This is a genomic window from uncultured Gimesia sp., from assembly GCF_963976445.1.
GTDB lineage: Bacteria > Planctomycetota > Planctomycetia > Planctomycetales > Planctomycetaceae > Gimesia.
Window position 1 is genome coordinate 182,937 of the sequence record NZ_CAXBKP010000003.1, and the last position, 17,143, is coordinate 200,079.

General features: G+C 48.6%; 12 protein-coding genes. 6 read left to right on the plus strand and 6 right to left on the minus strand.

The window, feature by feature from the left end; translation table 11 throughout:
* The first annotated feature begins 118 nt into the window (after positions 1–118).
* Positions 119–2,500, plus strand: coding sequence for a HEAT repeat domain-containing protein (locus AAC022_RS05270; protein ID WP_339728674.1), 2,382 nt, complete (start codon positions 119–121; stop codon positions 2,498–2,500).
* Positions 2,501–2,594: 94 nt separating this feature from the next.
* On the opposite strand, the gene AAC022_RS05275 is transcribed toward AAC022_RS05270, so the two are convergent.
* Positions 2,595–2,987, minus strand: a complete 393-nt coding sequence (locus tag AAC022_RS05275; protein WP_339728676.1) for a hypothetical protein — start codon at positions 2,985–2,987, stop codon at positions 2,595–2,597.
* Positions 2,988–3,256: 269 nt separating this feature from the next.
* Here AAC022_RS05275 and AAC022_RS05280 point away from each other — a divergent pair, with 269 nt between their 5' ends.
* Positions 3,257–4,933: an NAD+ synthase gene (locus AAC022_RS05280; RefSeq protein ID WP_339728678.1), complete on the plus strand. Its 1,677-nt coding sequence runs from the start codon at positions 3,257–3,259 to the stop codon at positions 4,931–4,933.
* Between the two features lie 51 nt (positions 4,934–4,984).
* On the plus strand, positions 4,985–7,330 hold the full coding sequence (locus tag AAC022_RS05285) for an exo-beta-N-acetylmuramidase NamZ domain-containing protein (protein WP_339728680.1): 2,346 nt from the start codon (positions 4,985–4,987) through the stop codon (positions 7,328–7,330).
* A 23-nt stretch (positions 7,331–7,353) separates the two neighbouring features.
* Here AAC022_RS05285 and ppk2 read toward each other — a convergent pair whose 3' ends face one another.
* Positions 7,354–8,268 (minus strand): polyphosphate kinase 2, encoded by a 915-nt coding sequence (gene ppk2 / locus AAC022_RS05290; protein WP_339728682.1) that lies wholly within the window; start codon positions 8,266–8,268, stop codon positions 7,354–7,356.
* 403 nt (positions 8,269–8,671) lie between these two features.
* Here ppk2 and AAC022_RS05295 point away from each other — a divergent pair, with 403 nt between their 5' ends.
* Positions 8,672–9,493 (plus strand): hypothetical protein, encoded by an 822-nt coding sequence (locus tag AAC022_RS05295; RefSeq protein ID WP_339728684.1) that lies wholly within the window; start codon positions 8,672–8,674, stop codon positions 9,491–9,493.
* A 45-nt stretch (positions 9,494–9,538) separates the two neighbouring features.
* On the opposite strand, the gene AAC022_RS05300 is transcribed toward AAC022_RS05295, so the two are convergent.
* The 4 genes from AAC022_RS05300 to AAC022_RS05315 all read right to left on the minus strand — a co-directional run bounded on the left by AAC022_RS05300 (position 9,539) and on the right by AAC022_RS05315 (position 14,361).
* Positions 9,539–10,213, minus strand: coding sequence for a dual specificity protein phosphatase family protein (locus AAC022_RS05300; RefSeq protein WP_339728686.1), 675 nt, complete (start codon positions 10,211–10,213; stop codon positions 9,539–9,541).
* A 128-nt stretch (positions 10,214–10,341) separates the two neighbouring features.
* Positions 10,342–11,286, minus strand: a complete 945-nt coding sequence (gene tatC, locus AAC022_RS05305) for a twin-arginine translocase subunit TatC (protein ID WP_339728688.1) — start codon at positions 11,284–11,286, stop codon at positions 10,342–10,344.
* A gap of 286 nt (positions 11,287–11,572) precedes the next feature.
* Positions 11,573–13,291 (minus strand): MJ0042-type zinc finger domain-containing protein, encoded by a 1,719-nt coding sequence (locus AAC022_RS05310; protein WP_339728690.1) that lies wholly within the window; start codon positions 13,289–13,291, stop codon positions 11,573–11,575.
* Positions 13,292–13,503: 212 nt separating this feature from the next.
* Positions 13,504–14,361 carry a hypothetical protein gene (locus AAC022_RS05315; protein ID WP_339728692.1) on the minus strand — a complete coding sequence of 286 codons (858 nt, stop codon included), beginning with the start codon at positions 14,359–14,361 and terminating at the stop codon, positions 13,504–13,506.
* A gap of 552 nt (positions 14,362–14,913) precedes the next feature.
* Between AAC022_RS05315 and groES the strand changes: the two genes are divergently transcribed.
* Together groES and groL are read left to right on the plus strand one after the other, a co-directional pair.
* Positions 14,914–15,231, plus strand: a complete 318-nt coding sequence (gene groES / locus AAC022_RS05320; protein ID WP_002647314.1) for a co-chaperone GroES — start codon at positions 14,914–14,916, stop codon at positions 15,229–15,231.
* Positions 15,232–15,330: 99 nt separating this feature from the next.
* A complete protein-coding gene (gene groL, locus AAC022_RS05325) occupies positions 15,331–16,929 on the plus strand; it encodes a chaperonin GroEL (protein WP_339728694.1) in 1,599 nt (532 codons plus the stop codon).
* The last annotated feature ends 214 nt before the right edge of the window (positions 16,930–17,143 follow it).

The following is a 17,143-nucleotide window of genomic DNA, read 5'->3' on the forward strand; positions in this document are numbered from 1 at the left end:
AAAGTAAACTAATCGCTCTCGACGTGTCTTTTTCGAGGATTTCATAATGAAGCGCTGCAGTATTTGGGCCGCAGTTCTTTCAGCGTCTGTCGCTGTTCCATTCGCTGGTTGTTCACACATGCCCACAGCCATGCTCCCCGCATCCACCCGGCAAAAGGTCCTGGATAGCAAAATGGTCGTTGCTCAGGATCTGGAAAACAAAAAAGAATTAGAGAAGGCAAAACAAGCCTACGAAGCAATTCATAAAGCAGATCCGAAACGCGCGTTTGCCTGTCACAGGCTGGCGATTGTCAGTTACCGTCTGGGGGAACGCGAAGAAGCGTTGGGGTATTTCAAAAAATCCCAGGAACTGACTCCTGAAAATTCGGAATTGTTGAGTGACTATGGTTATGCACTCTATAAGATGAAAAAGTATCAGCAGGCAGAAGAGATTCTACAAAAGTCGGTAGACCTTGATCCCAAGAGTGAGCGTGCGGTAACGCGTCTGGCAACCGTGCTTGGCATTCAGGGGAAAATGTCGGAAAGCTATACGCAGCTTTGCAAGATCAGCACGCCCGCAGAAGCGCATGAAATTGTCGCACATCTGCATTCACAGCGTGGAGAAAAACAACAGGCGTTAAAGCATTATCAGAAATCTCTGGCGAGCAGCAAAATGGCTGTCGGTGGTCGTGGAGATTTAAAGAAGGGTTCTAAAGCCTACGAGTTGAATGAGCAATTGTTGAAGCGAGTTGAACAAAATATCGCTCAGCTTTCGAGTGATCCGACTTTGAAAACAGCTCAAACAGACATGAAGATGGTCAATCATTCTCAGCCTCAGCAGGGAAAGCAGAAACTGAGTACGGCGGGAATGGAAAAAGACTTCTTTCGCAAAGTCACTGAAAAATCCGTGGCTCAGTCTGATCAGGAAAAGCAGGCCCAACAGCCAAAAGCCGAAGTGGCAGACTCTCAAGATTCTCCGTTCCACGTGATTCGGGATAGGCTTGTCAAAAAGAATGCTGGGAATGAAATCGAGAATCCATTTTTAACGGATCCGGCTTTGGCAGAATCGGCGTTTGAAAAACCGCAGGCGGAAGTAGCACAGAAACAGGAAGTCAAACCACAAACGAAACGAGAAAAAGTGGACTTTGAGGAACTTCTAGCCCAGACGGAAACTCGCCCTGAAGCGAAAGAAGAAGTGGCGTTCCGGAAACTGGGCGACGATGATCTGGAGCGGCTGGAGCAAACTGTCGCGAGAGAGAAAAAGAGAGTGGAAGTCGTCCCTGAACAGCGAGTTGCCCGGGTTGAGTCAAAACCGGTTCGGCAGCCGGTTCGGCAGCCGGTTCAGCAGCCGGTTCAGCAGCCGGTTCAGCAGCCGGTTCAGCAGCCGGTTCAGCAGCAAGAGAAAAAGAACCGTTCTGCCTATGAACTGATGCGTGAATTACAGCATGAACTGATCGCCGACTTCACACCTCCGGAAGCTGATCTGTCCAGTGAACAGCCCACATTCCAACTGGTTGAGCAGACGGTACCAGAAGTGAAACAGGAAAATCCGTTCGAAAAACAGTATCAGAGTACAAACCAGATAGCGGCCATCGAATCGCCGTTTGAAGGTCGTGCCGTGACTCGGATTGGTCAATGGAATCCGCTTGATCCCGAGATGAAAACGACGACGATCAGTCCTGTCTCACGTCAGGTTGAAATACAGAATGTCGTACAGAGTAAACAATCGCTTGTGCAGAATGCGGTTGTAAGCCGACCAAAACCGGAAGTCACTCAGCCCCTGACAGCAGCTTCCATGTGCCCCGATGCGAAAGGGGAAGTACGGAGACTGGTCGAACAACTCGATTCGATTGAAACCCCGATGCTGAAGCAGGCCATTCAACGTCTGGGAGCAATGGAAGGGGAAGCGGTCGCTGCAGTACCCGCACTGCGATCTCTTTCACTGCATGAGAATATGGGAGTTCGGATCCAGTGTGCGTTTTCCTTATGGAAAATTGAAGGGAATACTGATGATTCCGTCCCAACATTGATTGATGCCATGAATTCCTCAGTGGAAAGTGATCGTTCTTTCGCAGCAGCGGTCCTGGCTCAGATTGGTTTCCATTCTCAAGAATTGACGCCGATTCTGGTTCGATCTCTCTCTGATAGTAATGGCTATGTTCGCCTGCATACTGCGGAATTACTGGCTCGGAACGCTGAGTGGAGATATCAGGCCAATAAAACACTGGCGGATTGTCTGCTGTCCAAGGATGTGAATATCCGCTGGTTGGCCAGCTATAGTCTGGCTGATCTCAAGCCGGAAGACGATCGGGTGATTGCTGCATTGTCGATTGCTCTGCAGGATAAAGCCAGCCAGGTTCGTGCAGGAGCCGCGTATGCTTTGGGAGAAATCGGCCCTTATGCTCACAAGGCGATTCCTGAACTCCAGAAGGCACGGTTTGATACGAACTCCGAAGTCAGAACTGCTGCGAAGAATGCTTTAAGTCGCGTTCGTCGAGTCAGTCCTCCTTCTGCGAACTAAGATTGATCAGTGAAATCAGAAACGGCTCTCAACTGGCTATCACGCCACTGAGAGCCGTTTTTCAATTGATTTCAAAATATCAGCAGGCAGAAGTTTATAAGTGGTTTTGATACGGAAAAGGTTGTGTGTTGACGGCCTGGTATTGACTGCTGCTCAGATCGGGGGATGCCGAGGCGACTCGTTGGGGAGAATTGGTTTGCGTGTCATTGGTCAAATGGCGTTCAAGCCGTCCTGCCAGTGCCTCTCCTTTTTGCTCCAATTGTTGCTTTCGTCGTTTTCGCTCTCTCGTGGCTGCCAGGGTTCCCAGGCCAAAATACGAAACCAGGCCAAACACGCCCATCATCAGAAAGGTACTGTCTGCGGGTAGGGTAGAAAGCTCTCCCGTTGCCATTCCGAGTATGAAGATACTGATAATCAGGATCGAAGTATGACTCAGTAATGGTCGTGTGCCTGTTTCTGTTGACGTTCTTTTTCTAGAATGTGCCATAAGAGATCTCAGTCCCGGGATGATTCGAAGTGGGGAATCGATACAAAGTGGGCATAGACGATAGCCCTGTTCCCTTGAGAGATATGGATCTGCTCACCTAAACTTAGTTCGAGTCTCTGATCTGGTCAAAAAAAAGACAGTAATTCGTCCCGTTTTTTTCGAAGTACCATTGAAAGCGCGCTTCTTTTCAGCGAGTTTTGGTGCTACAGCCAGAGCGAGTGTTAAAATCGCTATTTCGATAACATCTGTTTCAGGAGTAAAGAACGTCTGTGAAAATTGCCTTGGCACAACTGAATCCAACGGTAGGAGATCTATCTGGAAATTGTCAGCGAATACGAAAAGCGGTGCAGCAAGCAGAACAAGCGGGCGCTGATCTGGTCCTTTTTTCAGAACTGGTCGTCTGTGGCTATCCTCCCAAAGACATTCTTCTACGAGAAGGTTTTGTCGAAGCCTGTGATCGGGCCGTCGAACGTCTGGCACGAGACATCAAATCTGAAATTGGCGTCATCCTGGGACATCCTACTGGTCGGGATCTTCCTGCTGGCCGGATTGCCAATGCTGGCAGTTTGCTGCATCAGGGGAAGGTGGTCTCCCGCGTTCATAAATTTCTGCTTCCGAATTACGACGTATTTGATGAGCAGCGTTATTTTCGGCACGCAGATTTGAGTCAGATCAAGCCGATCGAATTTCAGGGACTCAAACTCGGATTGCATATTTGCGAAGATGCCTGGTGGGGGCAACCAGATACATTTTATCATAATCAGCCGCTGGAGTTACCTGATCCGGTGAAAATCCTGGCAGACGCCGGTTCTGATTTATTGATCAATATCTCTGCGAGTCCGTTTGAGATTGATAAACGAGAACGCCGTCATCAAATTGTGGATACACACGTCGATCGATATGCCATTCCCTACCTTTTTGTGAATCAGGTGGGAGGCAATGATGATTTGGTATTTGACGGCCACAGCTTTGTGACCGATCCGAATAATCAAATTGTTCTACAGATGCCCGGGTTTCAAGAAGGCCTGCAAGTGTATGATACAGAGCAGTCTCAGGAAGAGGTTTCCCTGGAAATCGAAAAGAGTTCCCGCGAGGAACAATTATTTCAGGCACTGGTACTCGGCTTGCGGGATTATATGCAGAAGTGCGGATTTTCCGATTGTGTGCTGGGATTATCGGGGGGAATTGACAGTGCGCTGGCATGTGCGATTGCTGCCGAGGCGATCGCTCCGGAACGCGTGCATGCGCTATTGCTGCCCAGTCGTTACAGTAGCGATCACAGTGTGGCCGATTCGCTGGAGCTGGTGAAAAATCTGGAGCTGGACTACGAGATCATTCCGATCGACGAAGTGCACCGTGCTTTTGAGAACCTACCTGTAATTGGTGACGATTTAAAGATCCAGCCAGCGGGACTGGCCGACCAGAATCTGCAGGCCCGAATTCGCGGGGCGAATGTCATGGTTCGCAGCAATCAGCATGGTTGGATGGCTCTGGCGACTGGGAATAAAAGCGAATTGGCAGTGGGCTACTGCACACTTTATGGAGATATGGCGGGGGGCTTTGCCGTGCTCAGTGATGTCTTCAAGCGTGATGTCTATCGAGTTTCCCAGCATGTGAATCAACGAGCAGGGCGAACAATCATCCCCGAACACATTCTGAAAAAGGCACCTAGTGCGGAATTAGCACCGAATCAACTCGACCAGGACTCATTGCCCCCTTATGATTTATTGGATGCCATTCTGAAAGGCTTGATTGAAGACGAGCTTTCCGTCCAGAGCCTGGCCAAAGAATATCCCATTGAAACGGTTCGGTGGGTTGCCAATAAACTGGATCGAAATGAATTTAAACGGCGACAGATGCCGCCAGGGATCAAACTTTCCACCCGCGCTTTTGGATCGGGACGCCGGATGCCAATGGCGGCTCGATTTCAATGGGAAACAGAGTAACTGTCAAAATGCCATCATAACTCAAATTGAGTATCGCAGTGGGATGAATCAATGAGAAGCCACACTTTGTTTGCCGTCTGTTTTCTGTCTGTCATTTTCAGTTTACAGTATGGGAATGCAGAAGTCCCAACGCGATTGTCGCATGCTAAGCCGGACACTGTCGGCATGGATGCGGGGCGACTGGCTTTGATCAATTTTGTGGTTCAACGCGGCCTGGAACGCAATTCGATGCCAGGGGCCGTTGTTCTGGTGGGATATCAGGGGAAGATCGTTTTTCTCAAAGCGTACGGCGATCGTCAGCTGAAGCCTGAGAAAATCGCGATGACCACCGACACGGTGTTTGATATGGCCTCGTTGACGAAGCCTGTCGCGACTGCGACGAGTGTGATGCAGCTGGTGGAGCAGGGCAAGATCAAACTCAGCGATCTGGTCTCGAAGTACATCCCAGAATTTGCAGCGAACGGCAAACAGGATGTGACCGTTTATCAGTTATTGACCCATCAGGGAGGACTGATTCCCGATAATTCGATTAAGGATTATCGGGATGGTCCTGAGAAAGCGATGGAGCGGATTTATGCGTTGAAGCTGTACTATGAGCCAGGGACCCGCTTTGCCTATACCGATGTCGGTTTTATTTTGCTGGCAGAGATTGTGAAACGCGTGACGGGGCAGACTGTTCATGAATACTCGAGCAAAAATATCTTTCAGCCTCTGGGAATGAAAGAGACCGGTTATCTGCCTGGACCGGAGTTAAGAAAACGGGCCGCCACAACACAGCAACGTGAAAAACGCTGGATGCAAGGAGAAGTGCATGATCCTCGGGCATACGCATTGGGTGGGGTTGCGGGACACGCAGGGTTGTTTTCGACTGCAGAAGATCTGGCCGTCTATGCACAGGCGATGCTCGAACAGGGTTCTTATGGTGGAACTCAAATTTTAAAACCGGAGACCGTGGACATCATGACCCGCGATTACCCTGTCGTTGATGTGGTGCGTGGTCTGGGTTGGGATAAATTGTCACGTTATTCTTCCAATCGAGGTGATTTCTTGTCGCGTCAGGCGTTTGGGCATGGCGGTTTCACGGGGACGTCGATGTGGATTGATCCTGCTCAGGATCTGTTTGTGATTTTTCTGAGCAACCGGGTTCACCCGGATGGAAAAGGTTCGATCAATTCTTTGGCAGGACGCATTGGAACGATCGCGGCCGCGGCGATCAACCAACATACGCCATCGCGAACGGGGGTCACTGCTGTCTCAAGCGACAGGTTAGAGGTGTTGTCCGGCATTGATGTTTTGCGCCAACAGCAGTTCAAAGCGTTGAAAGGTTTACGGATTGGACTGATTACCAATCACACCGGAATCAGCCGCGATGGTAAGAGCACGGTGCAAATTCTGAAAGAGGCGCCTGACGTTCATTTGAAAACGTTATTCAGCCCCGAGCATGGATTCGCCGGCAAGTTGGACGTTGCAAAAATTGGCGATGCCACTGATCAAAAAACCGGTCTGAAAATATTCAGCCTTTATGGGAAAACACGTTCTCCTACACCCGAGAGCCTGCGGGAACTAGATGCGCTGGTGTTTGATATTCAGGATATCGGAACACGGTTTTACACCTACATTTCCACAATGGGGAATGCGATGCAGGCAGCGAAAAAACAGGGCATCAAATTCATTGTGCTTGATCGGCCGAACCCGATAAACGGTGTCGATTTTGCCGGCCCTGTTCTCGATGAGGGATCACAGTCGTTTGTGGGCCATCATCGCATTCCCGTTCGCCACGGTATGACAGCTGGGGAATTGGCGCGGATGTTTAATGAGGAGATGCAGATCAATGTGGAGTTACAGGTGATCCGCCTCAAGAACTGGAAACGCGATATGTATTATGATGAGACCGGCCTGACCTGGGTGAATCCCTCTCCCAATATGCGAAACCTGAATGAAGCGGTTTTGTATCCCGGCATCGGTCTCCTGGAAACGACCAATTTGTCGGTAGGTCGGGGAACGGATACGCCCTTTGAATGGATTGGTGCTCCCTGGCTGGAGGGGATGAAACTGGCGCGGCAGTTGAATCGGTCCGGATTGCCTGGTGTGCGATTCGTGCCCGTACAATTTACACCCAAGTCCAGTAAGTTTGCAGGAGACTTGTGCGGCGGCGTGAATTTTATCATCACCGATCGAGGGCAGTTTCAATCGGTGCGAACCGGTTTGGAAGTGGCCCATCAATTACGATTGCTGTTTCCCCACCAATGGGAGATCAACCACTTTAACCGTTTGCTGGCGAATCAGCGTGTGTTTGATGCCGTCATAGCAGGCAAACCCGTGTTTGAGATCCAGTCTTTGTATCAGCAAGATCTGGCTGAGTTTGCCGTCAGGCGCGCAAAGTTCTTACTGTATTGAACGCTCGCAGACCGGATGACGGCTCACCATTCACTCGTATCGTAAATCACTTCTTTCGGACCGATGATCTGTGAGTCAAAATTTTCGACAAGCGATTCGTCTTTGTTGGGGTAATTGAGCTGATTCAGCACATATCGCAGGCAGTTCAGGCGAGCGCGTTTTTTATCATCCGAACGAATCACCGTCCAGGGGCAAGCTTTGGTGTCTGTGGCCATGAACATCGCATTTTGAGCTTTGGTGTATTCGTCCCAGAGGCCAAGACCTTGGATATCAATCGGACTGAGCTTCCATTGCTTCAATTGATCGGTCTCACGCGATTTGAAGCGGAGGAACTGTTCTTCGCGACTGACAGAGAACCAGAGCTTAAACAGGTGAATGCCGGAGTTGACCAGCATGTTTTCTAATTGCGGTGCTTCGCGGAGAAACATGTGGTGTTCGGTAGGCCGGCAAAATCCCATGACCGGTTCCACCACGCCGCGATTATACCAGGAGCGGTCGAACAATACGATTTCTCCTTCGGTTGGCAGATGCTCAATATAGCGCTGAAAGTACCATTGCCCACGTTCGGTTTCTGTTGGCTTGGGCAACGCGACAACCCGGGCACCACGTGGATTCAAGTGTTCCATAAATCGTTTAATGGTTCCTCCCTTGCCGGCCGCGTCGCGCCCCTCAAACAGGATCACGATGCGTTCTCCTTTTAACAGCACCCACTTTTGCAGTTTCAAGAGTTCGATCTGTAACGGTTTGATTTCCCGTTCATACTTCTTCCGATCCATTTTCGTCCGGTAAGGATATGTGTCACACAGCACGTGTCCTTTTTCAGCCGATTTCACTTTCTGCTGAATTTCGTCGGGTACAATATCCTTAGGAAGTTTCAGGTGATAGGTGACGGGAAGAAGTGCGGGATCTTGTGCTTTTTTTCCAGACTGGGAACCCATGGTTAGTCCTGTTTAAATTCGAATTCGAGTTGAAAATGACATCGTAGAATGGTTCGAATGGATGCTCATTATGAAGTTCATATGAGAAAATAGAAACCGGAGCCTGTTCAGAGACAGAAAATATCGAGGGGAAATATTAGGTTTTGTTTTGTAAGTTCAATGAGTGCAACAGTTTAAGGGTGTGCGTTGCGATGTGCTGCCCCAAGGTGTTTTATGACCGTGGTTCCCTCGCTGGCTTAAAGTTCCTCTTGCGGCAAAACCGGCTTTTTTTTAGGCTTCCACTCTCTTCTTTCATATCTCACCCATTTTCAAAATATCACTGATCGAATCACCGCTGGTTGCATTCACATTCTATGAAAGCGCTGGTCGTTCGAAAATTTAATCACAGGGAAGTAAAGCCGATATGTGGAGATCATTTCTCGTCATTGGCATGTTTGCAGTCGCGCATGTTGTAGGAATCAATACATGCCTGGCACAGGAATTTCGAATTCGCACAACCGTTTATCATCATCAAACGAATGTGGATCCGACGATTATTTCCCGCAGTGTTTCGATTTTTCATGCAGAGAAAGTTTACGATCATGTAGATGGTTTGGGTGAAGTCACCATTTTCGATCCAACACAGAAACGCTTAATCATTCTTAATGAATCACGAATGGTAAAAGCGGTGATCAATTTTGACGAACTTAAAAATCTGCTGAACGTTGCGCGGCATCAGACCCAGGAATATATTCACGATAAAATTAAAAGGCAGGAATCGTCGGGTAAGGAAATCGCCGCACAATTGAAATTTCAACTTGATCCGGCATTTGATGTCGCGTTTGATGAATCCAGAAACCAACTGACGCTGGACAGTAAGCTGATCAATTATCGTGTGCAGTGTGTCGCCCCCGACCAGAAGGCATCGGTCGAAACCTATCTGCGGTTCGCAGACTGGATGGCGCGATTGAATTATGTGTTGCATCCCTACACATTAGCCCCAGGCTCGCGGATTGTCTTGAACGAGGAACTCCGTTCGCGCGATCTGATTCCGACTGAAGTGGAATTACAGACCCGGCTTGAAGAGAAGCTGCATTTAAGAGCAGAACACAAGATTCACTGGAAACTGGATAACAGAGATCGTGGACTGATTCATCACTGGGAAACACTGCGAAAGAATAAAGACGTGAATACGATCACGGTCCAGGAATATCTGCGGAATCAGTTTGCCAATTTGCGAAAATAATGTTTGGCAAAACAAATGCTCGGGCTAATCAAGGCGGGTATTTGTTTATTGGCCGATGACGGGAATTGTTGCCGGTGGTTCATACCATTCAATTTTCTGTTCCAGCAGTTTGGAAAGCGTGGCCAGGTTTTGATTGAGATAATCAATCAGGGCCTGATCTTTTTTGGGCTTCCAGTCGTACTGTAACAATTCACGGTATGCTTCTTCGGGTGTCTTTTTCTGAACCAGCATTCGATAAGCGGCCACGACGCCTCCAGTCCGCTGCGCGCCCGCGGCACAGTGCACGAGCACGGGTTTGCCTGCTTTCTCGCAACGCATGATTTCAGCAACTGCCTCGGCATAATCTTCTATATCGCCGGTTCCATCACCAATCAGATATAATACCTGGTGATCAATCTTCAGCTTCCGGGCGGTTTCTACTTCTGATTTGAGATAAGGCTTATTTAGGTCGCTTCCGTTTAAGGCGATGACCTTTTCGATTTTATTCTCACGAAGCATCGGCTCAATCAGGTAGCTGGAAACCTGGCCGCTACGGTAGATTATGCCCGGTTCGACTACTCCCCAGCGTTTGGCAACCAGTCGATCCTCAAGAAATTCCTCCCAGAACAGGATGCCAGCCGCAAGCATTACGCAGACGGCAATAGAGGTTTTGAGGAGTTTCTTTTTCTTGGCAGGCGCGGTAGCCGATTCGACGACGGATTCCTGGTCAGGAGTATTCATGTTCAACCTTGATGGTCTGATAATAGATGCGTTCTTTTCTCCGGAAACCGATGTTCTGGAGGGACGGCATTGTAATGAAACTTATCAAACCATGAACAGAGGAAAATGAGCCTGAAATCAGACTGGTTTTAGGCTGCCTCAAAGGGGCTGGCGGTGGCACTGGGGAAATATTTGCACATTAGAATTCCGAGTTCATACAGCAGGATCAAAGGCAGCATCATCAAGATCATACTCATCGGGTCGGCAGGGGTCATCAGCATGGAGATCACCGCAATGATTAAAATCGCCATCCGGCGTTTTTCGTGATAGTCTTTCACCGAAAATATCGAAATTCGTTCCAGGAACAACATGATCAGGGGCAATTGAAAGCTGAGGCCGAACATCAAAGGCAGCGTGATGGCGAAGCTGATCCATTCAGAAAGCCTGATTTGAGGGTTCACGCCGAGTAGTTTATTAAAGCTCAGCAGGAAGTTGAGCACAAAGGGGAATACAGCATAAAAACAGAACAGAGCCCCTCCCAGAAACAGGAAGATACTGATCGGAAGATAGATATAGACGTATTTTCGTTCGTGCGGGTAAAGGCCGGCTGCAACAAACTGCCAGATTTGAAAGATGACCCAGGGACTGGCAAATACCAGACCCGCGACGAAGGACACTTTCAGATAGATCGTCGTAAATGCTTCCTGAACCGCTAGTGTCACCGGTTCAGCCATCGTCTTTTCCATACTGTTGAGACGAAATTGATAGTCCTTCAGAATTTCTTGCAGTACTTTTGTCTCGGCTGTCTGTTTTTGCTGACTGTTGAGACTGGCGATCAATTCATCGATGGTTTTCTGCTGTTTCTCTTCTTCTTCGGATTTTTCATGAGGCAGCTTGTCCAGATTGTATTCCCTGAGAGCAGAATCAATGGGAGCGCGGACAACGGCGACGATTTTGTGGCCGATAAATAAAGCGCCCACAACGCAGATGGCAAGGCCGATCAACGCTTTCCATAAGTGAACGCGAAGGGCTTCGAGGTGATCCCCAAAACTCATGGAGGATTCATCAAATAGATCGTGGGAATGTGGTTTCATGGAACTTTATCATTCTGGAGAGACCAATATCAAACAGCATCACCACAATTTGCGCTATACAGGATGAGCGACAACGGCATCGGGTGGATGAGTGGGGTACTGTTCAGAACAAATGGAACACTGTCAATTGGCTCCCGATGATATCACGTCGTTGTAGGAAGAGTGAATCAGGAGTACCCACTCCATTTGCCCGCTGGATGAGCAGGAGGGAAGAGCGGTGAAAACTTTCCCTATTGTAAACAACTAGACAGGGCTGTCAACCAGCGACTGGAGACGAATTCCGGGATTATGGAGCCGCTTCGTCTGCAGGAACTTCGGCAGGAGCATTTGCGGCTGGAGGCTTCTCTTCACCATTTAACAGTCCATGTTGATCCATTCCCACAACTAAAATGTTGCCAGCAATCAAAGATAGGGTCCAGATGAGCATTGTAGTGCCCATTTCCTTATCTTTCGCAGCGTAAGCCCATCCTTTTCCATAAGCATATAGTGAGATAAAAAAACCAAGGACGCATTGTCCAACCCCATCTACCTGCTTAATCTTTACAAGTGTTGTTCCGAAGCAACCCAAGTTCGTTAAGCCGAAAATGCCAATCAAAACATATAGGAGCATTTCCGGTAGCATAGGAATGAGGAAATAGAGCCCCGTTCCTACCCCAGAGCCGGCGAGAACTCCAATTGTTGCCAGTTGCCAGCGGGCCGTAGTGGGGGCATTCTCTTCTCGCTCTGTCTTGGAAACATATTTCGTTTCTGAAATTTTTGTGATCAAGCCTAAGTCAGGTTTACTGTGTAGGGCCAGTAATCCGTTCACCCGTGCATTATAGATCATGGCAGGGGCATAGAAGATGCAGGCAAGTAACCAGAGAACAGAAGGGGCAATCAGAACCTTCGGTTCCAGCTCAGCGGGGGTTTTGCCAACCATCGGCCCATCCTGAAAGTCTTTGATTTTGTTTTCATCAGCCCACTCTTTTGCCGAATTATCCGCCGCAACGGTCGAGTTATAGCGGACGTTCGAGAAAAATTTATTCAGGTCGTTACCATATACGGCACCAATGCCCGCCAGGCAGCCAATCGCAGGCAGGTTTGTGATCAGAAACACCAGACACCAGAAGATCGCTGGTTTAAATAGTACTAGAAATATCTTTCCCATTTTATGCGGCATCCAGCCGGGGGTGGTGTCCAGCATCGTCATGTGCGGCATTGCCAGAGGGAACATGAGGAAGGTGGGAATAAAGCCAATGGCAATCAGAATCGTACCGATGAGACTCGAGTCGTTTGAGATATAATAAAAACCCAGTGAGCCAAAGATGGCCTGTGCGGGCAGACTGAACAGGATTGTCCAGAGAATGAATTTAATTCCCAAGGCGGAGCATAAGAAGAAGTCGAAGTTGATCCGTTTCAGTTTATCTTTTTTCTGTAAAGCAAAACGGACGACTTCGGTCTGGATGAACCAGATCCAACCTGGAATTGCCATAATTGAGACGAAGGCAATGAAGCCCCAGAACGCGCGCGGTGGCGTGCGGTGGCACCAGAGCATCATAAAGATGGATCCTAAAAACAGGCAGCTGGCGATCACAGAGTAGACGGCCGTTTTGATCGCCAGCCCTTTATGATTCCCTAGAAAACGGTAAGCATCTCCCCAGGACTTTGAGTAGAACTCTTCAACGGCAGGGCCTTTGCGTTTTCGTCTTCGACGCGTCGCTTCGCTCATGCGTCCAGTGCTGAGGTCGACACCGCAATTGGTGCACTCAATATCCTCATCATCAACGTCATAGCCACAACGGGGACAGATTTTCGATTCTTTATCTTCGATCTTGTCGATGTCAAAACTAGCTAAAAAATCATCTGTATCAGCAGAGTCACTGGAAGAACGGCGTTTCTTTTTGGGTTGGCCTGCGGAAACTTTGATGGGGGCACCACATCCTTTGCAGCGAACCCGTTTGCCAGCCGCTTCATCTTTGACAGAAAATGAAGCATCACATTCTTTACAACGAACCTTAATGGGCATGAATGACCTTCGAGATGTCTTTGAGAAATCGCGCCAATTCTTTGAGAGTCGATCAATCCCGGAACGAATCGTCTGGTTCCGGATCAGGGTGTGAAATGAATGAGTCGACCTCGCTAGTTTCCTAATTATCAACAGACAGGGGGGCAATTAGCAAGTGGACAATGACGGAAATTCATATGGTCCCCCTCTTTAGCTTCATATCGCCAATCTGGTTAATTCAGGAGCGGGTCGTGTTGCTTGACCTGTAGCAGGCGCTGTAGTTCGTGTAATCGGGCACACGCTGTTTGCGCTTCGGCCGTGTGATCACAGAGGGAAAAAAAGTGAACCGAGCGCGAAAGGCAGCGTGTTGCGCGTTGGAAACGTCCCAATGCCCAGAAAATTTCAGCAAGATGAACCAGATCCTGCCCCATTGCAGATAGGTTTTGTGTCTGTTTGTGTAGTAAGTAGGCTTTCCAGAGATAAGTGATGGCCCGTGCGTGGTTTCCCTGCAAACCGTGGATGATTCCCAGGTTTCCCCAGTCGGCTGCCTGGGCATCAGAGTTGCCATAAAGAATTTCCCGAGTCAGGGAAATGTTCAGTAGTTGCTCTGCCAGTTGGTAATCCTGTTGGATAATCGCATCATTGGCACGCCCTGTCAGATCACAGGCGGCGTCATCAGTGAGTTGATCAACTTCCTGTTCCAATGCGAGGTGGTTTGCCGATCGCAGATCACCCCAGGCGATGGAATACTGCTGGAATTGAGCTGCTAATTCGAAGTACCCCAAATTACGATAGGCAATCGCAAGATTATGGCAGACTACAGACCGCAAGTGATTTTCCTGTTGTTGATGGGCGTAATCCAGCACGATCGAAAGTTGTTCAATTGCTTCCAAAGCATGTCCTGATTCCAGTAAAAACTGCCCCAGATGCAGGCATCGTTCCCATTCCGCTGCTTCTATTTCCGGGGAGTAGAACAAGGCGCGGGCCTCGTGAGTTTTTCCCTGCAAAGATAATTCATGAGCCCATTGCACTCGATGCGCTAAGGTCGGAAGCTCATTTGATGGGGATGGGGAATAATTTGGCTCAGACATGTCAAACTCCTCTGGTAGTCTTATCTCAATAATGTGTAGACGAAAAATTGAGAGAGAGTGTGGAGCTGACAGTAAAGAGAAGCGAGGGAGAGAAGCCCTCTGCCCTGAATGAGATCTTCAGGGAGACAGTATGCTATTTCAGGTGTCGATCTTACCTATTTTAACAGTTGTGTCAATTGTGATTCTTCCGAATCTGAATAAGTTTTGAAAAGGGGTGTTTGTCGGAGTGAAGATGGCGTGATCTTAAAACTTGGATCCCATTTGCTGCCATATTGGCAGCAGGATTGAAGGCTGGTCAGACTGTCCGGCAGGAAATTACGTAACTTCTAAATGTGGGTAATGATGGTAAATGTAAATTGTGATTGATGTTATGGATTAATATCAAATTAGGCACGGCGTTCGCATCAAGGGAGAACACGCTAAGATCTGTGAGTGTGATCTTAGTTGCTGTAGCGTTGTTGTGGAGCGGCTTTTTTGCCACCACAGATTATAAATACAATCGATGTGTAGACACATTTGAGTCAGAAATCAAAAAAAATCTAGGAGATCCCAATGGCGAAGAAGGCTGCCAAGGCAAGTAAAGGCGCCCGGATTGTCCCTCTTGGTGACAAAGTCGTTCTGAAAAGAGAAGTTGCAGAATCAACTACCGCCGGTGGTATTGTTCTGCCTGATAGTGCCCAGGACAAGCCACAGCGTGGCGAAGTTGTTGCCGTCGGAGATGGACATGTCAAATCAGATGGAACAAAGCTTCCATTAACTGTCAAAGAAGGGGATCGCGTGATTTTCAGCCCCTACGGCGGGGACGAAATTAAAATCGGCGGAGAAGAATACCTGTTGCTCCGCGAAAGTGACATTTTGGCAACTTATTAAGCTGTCACATTTTGTATTTAGCAGTAATCGCCTCTGTTTCAGTTGGGCTGATTACTCTTCCCTTCAAATTTCATACTGAGTACATGGAGATATAGTGAAATGGCAAAGATGATTGCCTTCGATCAGGAAGCTCAGGAAGCAATGCGACGCGGTATCAGCAAGTTGGCGAAAGCAGTTCGCGTCACGCTGGGCCCTAAAGGTCGTAATGTTATTCTTGAAAAGAGCTTTGGCTCCCCTACTGTTACTAAGGACGGTGTTTCTGTTGCCCGTGAAATCGAACTGCCGGATAAGTTCGAAGACATGGGAGCCCGGATGGTTCGCGAAGTAGCCAGCAAAACATCTGATATTGCCGGCGATGGAACCACAACTGCCACGATTATGGCAGAAGCGATCTACAACGAAGGTTTGAAGTCAGTCGTTGCCGGTGTCAGCCCCATCGCAATGAAGCGTGGTATGGACAAAGCCGTCGTAGACATTGTGGAAAAACTCCAGAAAATGTCGATCGAGTGTAAAAACAAGAAAGCGATTTCCCAGGTTGGTAAAGTTGCTTCCAATGGTGACGAAGAAATCGGAAAGATCCTGGCAAACGCCATGGAACAGGTTGGTAAAGATGGTGTGATTACCGTCGAAGAAGGCCAAAGCCTGCAGACCAGCTTTGAAGTCGTTGAAGGGATGCAGTTTGACCGCGGCTACCTTTCGCCTTACTTCGTGACCGATCCTCAAGGTATGTCCTGCGATCTGGAAGATGCCTACGTTCTGGTTCACGAAAAGAAGATTTCCAACATCAAGGATCTGGTTCCTATACTTGAAAAAGTCGTTAATGCCGGAAAACCTCTGTTGATCATTGCTGAAGACATCGAAGGGGAAGCCCTGTCGACTCTCGTGATCAACAAACTGCGTGGTACCTTCCGCATCTGTGCGGTGAAAGCCCCCGGTTATGGCGATCGTCGTAAAGCCATGCTGCAGGACATTGCCATTATGGTTGGTGGTCAGGCAATTTTTGAAGATCTGGGAATTCAGCTGGAAAACCTTCAGCTTTCTGATCTTGGTACAGCCAAGAAAGTTTCTGTCGACAAAGACAACTCCACCATTATTGAAGGTGGTGGAAAAACGGGCGAAATTAAATCCCGTATCGAACAGATTCGTCGCGAGCTGGAAAATTCTACCAGCGATTATGACAAAGAAAAACTGGAAGAACGAATCGCGAAACTTTCTGGTGGTGTTGCACAAATTAACGTTGGTGCCGCGACTGAAAGTGAAATGAAAGAAAAGAAAGCACGCGTCGAAGATGCTTTGCACGCCGTTCGTGCTGCGGTTGCGGAAGGAATTCTTCCCGGCGGTGGTGTGGCATTGCTTCGCTGTTCTGCAGCTTGCAAACCAACGGGTCTTTCTCTGGAAGAAAAAGTGGGTTACGAGATTATTCTGCGTGCCTGCCGTGCTCCGCTGACTTCCATCGCCAACAATGCTGGCGATGATGGCAGCGTGGTTTGTGAAAAGGTCTCTGAACTTGAAGGCAGCATGGGTTACAATGCTGCGACTTCGAAGTACGAAGATCTGGTCAAGACCGGTATCATTGATCCGACTCGCGTAACACGATCTGCCCTGCAGAACTCTGCCAGTGTTTCAACATTGCTGTTGACCAGCGATGCTCTGATTGCTGAAAAGGGTAAGGATGATCAGAGCGACGACCTGCACTAAAATCAGGTATCGTCATTGCTAATAGATTGAAACGCACCCGGCAGGTTTACTGTCGGGTGCGTTTCGTTTTACCCTGATTCTGGCTTGCGTCTCAGAGACAGATGTGCCGTTCACACTGTCATTCTCGAGTGGAATGGCCTTGGATCCGCTTTAATAAACCGGGAGACAGGCTAGAATGTTAGAAGGTGCGCATTGCGGACAGGCACTGATAATA